The organism is Oscillibacter sp. ER4 (assembly GCF_000765235.1).
GTDB classification, from domain to species: Bacteria; Bacillota; Clostridia; order Oscillospirales; family Oscillospiraceae; genus Hominicoprocola; species Hominicoprocola fusiformis.
The window spans coordinates 1-5,886 of sequence record NZ_JPJG01000098.1; the positions used below are offsets into that span (position 1 = coordinate 1).

The window sequence follows — 5,886 nt, forward strand, 5'->3', positions numbered from 1 at the left end:
CAAATAAATGCGTTCCCAGCGCTCTATAATTTTATGGTCGTTAATTCCAAATTCCTGCATCGCTGCATAGATACTCAGATGTTCTTTTTTCACGGTTTCTACAACCATTCTCTTGTACTCCGGCGTATATCGTTTGTTTGGTACTCCTTTTGGCATAGCAAAACACTCCACTTGTTAGGTAGTATACCATACTGTCTAACAAATGGGGTGCAGTTCAATGGGGAGATTTTTTCGGTCGTATTTCAGCCAAAAAGGTGCAGGCAAAACCGCATATTTTCTTATGCGGAGCCGGCCTTGGGCGGTGCTTTTTTCAGACGTGTGGTACAATACCATAGGTCTATAACCAATTTTTACTTTTCCTTGTAGTACAAACGGCAGTGGCAGTAGCCCTCGAATTCGGGGTCAGCGATCTGGTCGCGGAACTCCTTGCACATGCAGACGTTGTCCTCGATCTTCTGCAAGCGGCAGGGGCACTGTAAATCGCGCTTTAAGAGCGCGGCGCGCAGGCGGGCGACGACCTCCGCGTCTTCGTTGTATCGAATTCTCATGCCTTGCACTTCTCCAGCATCGCCTTGATGTCGGCCTTATCGTGCATACCGACCATGCCGCTCAGCGTGTGGCGGTCCTGCACGACGGCGAGCGTCGGGATGGAGTCGATACCGAACATCGAAGCGAGGTTCGGCTGCTCGTCGACGTTGACCTTGCAGAACTTGACCTTGTCCTCTTCCCCGTTGAGCTCGGCAAAGACAGGCGCCATCATCTTGCACGGCTGGCACCACTCGGCCCAGAAGTCGATGATGATGAGGCCCGGATCGTCGAGCACCTCAGTCTGGAAGTTTTCTTCCGTCAGCGTGACGATATCGGTGAACGTGCGCGTCTCGACGTACGGCTCGTGGAAGCCGCCGCCACAACCGACGCAGCCACCGCCGCATGCACTGCATCCGGCCCCGCAGCCCGCGCCGCAGCCGTCGGCACTCGCGCTGCTGTCGCCGGTCATCAGCTCCAGATTGCCCTGGAGGAAGCTGTCGACCGCCTCGTCGGCATTTCCGGTCACGCCGGAAATGAGCAGCATATGCGCGTTGTCGATGGCGGCGTGCGCACCCTCGCCGATATTCCCGCAGATGACGAGATCGACGCCGCGGGATTTGAGCCCGCCCGCGACCTTCTCGTGGTTGGTATCGTCAAACGTGACGGTCTCTTTTTCGATGGGCTTGATATCCTCGATGGTGTAAACGGTAAACTCCGTGGCATGGCCGAAATGCTGCATCACTTCGCCATTCTCGCAGGGAATTGCAATTTTCATAGTATGTTCTTCCTTTCCGGTCTATTGCTTCGGCGGCAGCGCCTCCGCTCGTTGCTATGAGGTAGTTTACCACGCTTTCGCGCGCCGTACAACCGGAAATTTGTAAACAAACCGTAGGCGGGTCTACTTTATCTTGCCATTCCATTATCCTCATGCTATGATTTTTATATCGCAGAGACTCTTTCCCCGCCAAATCAAAATTTGGCAAGGAGTATCTCCGCATGAAAAAGAAGGTTTGCAGAACCATCGGGTCAGTGATGCTGCTGATCGCCGTTGTTTTTGTGGCATATGCATTGACCCATCCGGAAGCAACTTGTCTCTTGAGCGTCACCGTTACCCGCTGCCTGTACGGTTTGTATGCTTTCATAATGGCAGTACTGCTGATTGCTCCCGTGAAGGACTCATAGGCCCACTTTATTTTTGCGGGCCTGCATGACCGCATAGCTGCGAAAAACGAGCCTTAACAAAAAGAGATTTTCAGGGAGGAACGCACCGTGAAGTGTCCATTCTGTGGCAAAGAGATGCAGCAGGGCAAGCTCCGCACCTGCGGGGATAACTACTTTGTTCCCAACGGCTGTAAAGCGCCTATGCTGTACACAAAAAAGCATGGAATACGCAGGCGCAACTCTGGTCTCCCCCGACTGCACTGGCGCGATCTACGAAGAAAACTGGCTGACGACCTTTTTATGCATTGGATGCCGAAAGACCATCGCAGACTTTTAGGATGGTAGCATGAAGAGATTACTATGGGATAAACGATTTAGCGGAATCCTCTGGGCCGTCGTGCTGGGCGCAGCATTCCTCATGTTATCGATACTCATCGTGAATTTTGTGTCTGGCATTCCATGGTATCTGCTCAGCAGTATGCTGCGCGCCGCTTTCGGAGTCATCATCCTGATGCTCGGAACACGGTTGTACGGGAAAACGACAAGGGAAATTCTAAGCCTTCATAACAGCAAGATCGCCATGTAAGCGGGTCTCGGTTTTCTCGTATTTCTGCTGTGCTACGTGGCCGCCGTCTATGTCGGATGCAGGGGAATTTCAGCAGGGCTGTTTTTCGCAAGGATCCTATTGCAGCAGCTCACGACTGCCCTTTATGAGGAACTGAATTACCGCTTCCTCATTTTGGAAGGATATTTCCACGGGAATAAAAGCGTTTGGAGCCGCCTGCTCTATGCTTTTGTCAGTTTTCTTGTCTTTGGGGCGGCTCATGTGGTAACCGGTTAGAGCACCTCCGCTTTCTTTCTGTCAAGGGCCATCGGATTTACCTTTGCGGTCATCTATCTCAAGTCAGGCAACATCGTCATTCCCATGCTGCTGCATTTCATTTATGATATCCCCACAAATATGACATCCTACATCGAGTGGAAGGATGCCTCCCTGCTCGCAAGCATGAATTCCGTGCTCGAGATCGCATTGGCGATCATGTTCCTTGTGTCCCTTGTTATCCTGATCATTGACAAGAGCACAGTGGAGACGAAGCACACCGCTTCATAACCTCACAAAATAGCAAAAACCGCCACAGCAGTTTCCTGCTGTGGCGGTCCTTTACTTTATACGGTTTTCAGACGCTTAGTCGTCCTTCTCTTCCTCGTCTTCCACAAGGTCGGCGGGATCGAATTCGAGGGTCGCGCCGCAGTTGGGACACTCGACCTTGCCGTCTTCGAGGACGGAATCGTCGAAGAAGATCTCCTCCTCGCACTCGGGGCAGGTCGTGGCGTAGCACTCCTCCTCGTCGTCCTCGTCGTCTTCCTCATCCTCGTAGTCGTCCTCGTCTTCATCATAGACGATATCTTCCACGTCGCCGAGGTCGTCGCTGATGACGTCCAGGCCGTCGCCGAGCTCCATGACCTCGTCGGTCAGGTCTTCAACTTCGAGAGCGATCTCGTCAAGAACGTCGGCGATCGCGAGGAACAGCTTGCCCTCGTTGGAATCCGCATTCAGGTTCATGCCTTCCATCAGGCCCTTGAGATACGCGACTTTTTCAGAAATACCCATCGTAAAACTCCTTTCTGTTACCGGAACTACGATTTTCCTGTTGCTGCTTACTTAATGTCTATTACTTGGCGCGGCCGATATACTCGCCCGTGCGGGTGTCGATCTGGATCTTGTCGCCGATGTTGATGAACAGCGGCACCTTGATCTCCGCGCCGGTCTCGAGCGTTGCGGGCTTGAGGGTGTTGGTCGCGGTGTTGCCGGCAAGGCCCGGCTCGGTCTCGGTGACCTCAAGGTCAACGAAGTTGGGGGGCTCGACGCCGAAGACATTGCCCTTGATGGACAGGATCATGCACATCGTGTTCTCCTTGACGAAGCGGAACGCATCGCCGAGCATATCGCGGTTCAGGGGAACCATATCATAGGTCTCCTGATCCATGAAGTAGTACAGATCGCCGTCATTGTAGCTGTACTCCATGTTCTTGCGCTCGATGGCCACTTCCTCGAACTTCGCGGTGGGGTTGAAAGAAGTTTCGGTCACGCCGCCGGTGACGACGTTCTTCATCTTGGTGCGCACGAAGGCCGCGCCCTTACCGGGCTTGACATGCTGGAACTCGACGACCTGATAGTACTTGCCTTCCATTTCAAATACTTTACCGTTTCTGAACTCACCAGCGGTAATCGTTGCCATAACTATTTCCTCCTGTATTCCCGAGGATATCATCGCTATCCTCAAATTCACAAAGTATCGGTTCTAAACCTATGGTATTTTACCGCATATAGTGCGGCAATGCAAGTGTTTTTCTTGATGTTGTGGGTGAAATTTGCAAATTTCAGTGCTTTTTCCGCTCGTCGTGCGCGCTTGCGGCCTTGAACGGCTGCTGCAGGGCGTGCAGCACGTGGTTCCACGCACCCACCGCGCCGCCGCGCGGCTCGACCATCAGCATCAGAACGCCGCTGCGCCGAGCGCCGAGCGTGTCGGTGAGCAGCTTGTCACCAAGCATTGCCGTCTCCCCCGCGTTCACGCCGTAGCGCGCCATCGCCTCGTGAAAGCCGCGCGTGCCGGGCTTGCCCGCGTGGCCGACGTAGCCGACTTTAAGCGGCTTGCAGAACTTTTCCACGCGCACGGGGCTTCTATTGTTCGACAAAATCGCAAACTCGATGCCCGCCTCCTTCAGCGCGCCGATCCAGCACGTGAGCGACTCGTCCGGCTCGCTCTGGCTTTTGGGCGCGAGCGTGAAGTCGAGGTCAGCGAGGAGCAGCTTCACGCCATGCTCTTTCAAAAATTCCGGCGTCACGGCCTCGTAATTGTCAAACACCCATTGCGGGCAAAGAAATCTGAGCATATCGGTCTCCCATCGCGCATAAAAGTATTACGGTTATTATACGCGCCGAATGCGCTTTTCACAAGGGGGGATTTTTCTGCTCACCTACCTCGCCATCACGCCAAAGGCGCTCTCTGAGTGTGCCTCAAGGCCCGCACTGCCGCTCGTCCACGTGGCCTATGCCGTCGGTCAGGGCGGATGCCTGACGCGCTGCGACGCAACGGCCTTCCCGCGCGGCGGGCTCATGGGCCTTTCCGACCGCTGCACCGGGGCCATCCCACGCATCGACACGCTCTGCCGCACCATCGTTGCGGAATGCGTCAAGCGCGGCTTTCAGGGCGTGCTGGCGGACTTTGAGACCAATCCGTATTCTGACCGGCTTTCGTTTCTCTCGCGTCTCTCCGCCCGCCTGAGTACGCGGGGGATGGCGCTCTACTGCCCCCTCTCGCTCCCGGCCGAGGGCGCAGCGCTCCTCGTCGGCACTGGCCTTTCCGGCGGGTCGCTGCGCGCGCTGCTGGAGGAAACCGCCTGCCGCTATGGCGCGGAGCGTCTGGCGCTCGACTTGGAACGCGTAATGATGGACTTTCCCCTCCCCTGTCCCTCCGGCTGCGGCACACCGCTCACGCGCGAAGAGCTGCTCGCCCTGCGGGAAAAGCATCCATCGTCCGTCTATTTTTCCCGCGAGCTGATGGCGAAGTATTTCACCTACTCCGCGGGAAATGGCACGCACTTCGTGCTGTTTGACGATGCAGAGACCTTGCGGCAAAAGGTCAAGCTTGCGCAGAATTTAGGCATTCAAACGGCGTTTCTCATGTTTCCGGAGATATCAGATCTTTTACCGGAGCTTTGAGCGGCGCAGCGCGCCGCGGGGGGATAGCAGCGCCGCAGGCGCTGCACGGGGCAAAGGGGGCCATTCTCTTTTGTGAAAGAGAATGGCCCCCTTTAAATCCCTCAAGAGAAAGGTTTTCACATTGTAAGCGAGCAGCTCGAAGAGCTGCAATGCTTGCCGATTGCACTGCCCATAGCGCGGCGTTGCCGCGTTTAGTGTTGCTATACGATTTGGCTCGCTCCTATCATCCGCTGTTGCGCAGCCGTTGGCGGCTCTGACGCCTTACGGATGCGGCACACCCCTTGCGGGTGCCGCTCTGCCTATCTTGTAGGAGTGCGGACTAATTTCCGTCTACCGCCAGTCTCCACAATGCGGCGAGCGCAGCAATGCCGCATTCGGTAAGCAGTCTGCCGCCGAGCAAACGTCACTCGCGCCTCACGACAGTAAGGCGCGGTTGCTGTCAGGTCGCGACTCGCAGGGATTCATGGCGAAGC

Annotated in this window: 8 protein-coding genes and 1 pseudogene; 4 read left to right on the plus strand and 5 right to left on the minus strand. The window is 55.4% G+C overall.

Annotation, left to right across the window (positions count from 1 at the left end; all coding sequences use genetic code 11):
* Nucleotides 1–350 precede the first annotated feature (350 nt).
* Nucleotides 351–548, minus strand: coding sequence for a hypothetical protein (locus NI20_RS0112700; RefSeq protein WP_033121761.1), 198 nt, complete (start codon nt 546–548; stop codon nt 351–353).
* Nucleotides 545–1,303 carry a thioredoxin gene (gene trxA / locus NI20_RS14350; RefSeq protein WP_052084703.1) on the minus strand — a complete coding sequence of 253 codons (759 nt, stop codon included), beginning with the start codon at nt 1,301–1,303 and terminating at the stop codon, nt 545–547. Before trxA ends, NI20_RS0112700 begins: the two co-directional genes overlap by 4 nt.
* Nucleotides 1,304–1,524: 221 nt before the next feature.
* Here trxA and NI20_RS0112715 point away from each other — a divergent pair, with 221 nt between their 5' ends.
* From NI20_RS0112715 to NI20_RS16065, 3 genes and pseudogenes are all read left to right on the plus strand, one after another.
* Nucleotides 1,525–1,710 carry a hypothetical protein gene (locus tag NI20_RS0112715; RefSeq protein WP_033121762.1) on the plus strand — a complete coding sequence of 62 codons (186 nt, stop codon included), beginning with the start codon at nt 1,525–1,527 and terminating at the stop codon, nt 1,708–1,710.
* 325 nt (nt 1,711–2,035) lie between these two features.
* Nucleotides 2,036–2,275 (plus strand): hypothetical protein, encoded by a 240-nt coding sequence (locus NI20_RS0112725; RefSeq protein ID WP_033121764.1) that lies wholly within the window; start codon nt 2,036–2,038, stop codon nt 2,273–2,275.
* 36 nt (nt 2,276–2,311) lie between these two features.
* Nucleotides 2,312–2,800, plus strand: a pseudogene (locus NI20_RS16065) (CPBP family intramembrane glutamic endopeptidase).
* A gap of 75 nt (nt 2,801–2,875) precedes the next feature.
* On the opposite strand, the gene NI20_RS0112735 reads toward NI20_RS16065, so the two are convergent.
* From NI20_RS0112735 to NI20_RS0112745, 3 genes are all read right to left on the minus strand, one after another.
* The gene (locus NI20_RS0112735; RefSeq protein WP_033121766.1) at nt 2,876–3,301 is read right to left on the minus strand and encodes a CD1247 N-terminal domain-containing protein; all 426 of its coding nucleotides are present in this window, start codon (nt 3,299–3,301) and stop codon (nt 2,876–2,878) included.
* A 61-nt stretch (nt 3,302–3,362) separates the two neighbouring features.
* The gene (gene efp, locus NI20_RS0112740; protein WP_033121767.1) at nt 3,363–3,929 is read right to left on the minus strand and encodes an elongation factor P; all 567 of its coding nucleotides are present in this window, start codon (nt 3,927–3,929) and stop codon (nt 3,363–3,365) included.
* 142 nt (nt 3,930–4,071) lie between these two features.
* Nucleotides 4,072–4,584: a YqeG family HAD IIIA-type phosphatase gene (locus tag NI20_RS0112745; RefSeq protein WP_033121768.1), complete on the minus strand. Its 513-nt coding sequence runs from the start codon at nt 4,582–4,584 to the stop codon at nt 4,072–4,074.
* A gap of 49 nt (nt 4,585–4,633) precedes the next feature.
* Between NI20_RS0112745 and NI20_RS0112750 the strand changes: the two genes are divergently transcribed.
* On the plus strand, nt 4,634–5,413 hold the full coding sequence (locus NI20_RS0112750; protein ID WP_052084705.1) for a hypothetical protein: 780 nt from the start codon (nt 4,634–4,636) through the stop codon (nt 5,411–5,413).
* Nucleotides 5,414–5,886: the final 473 nt, after the last annotated feature.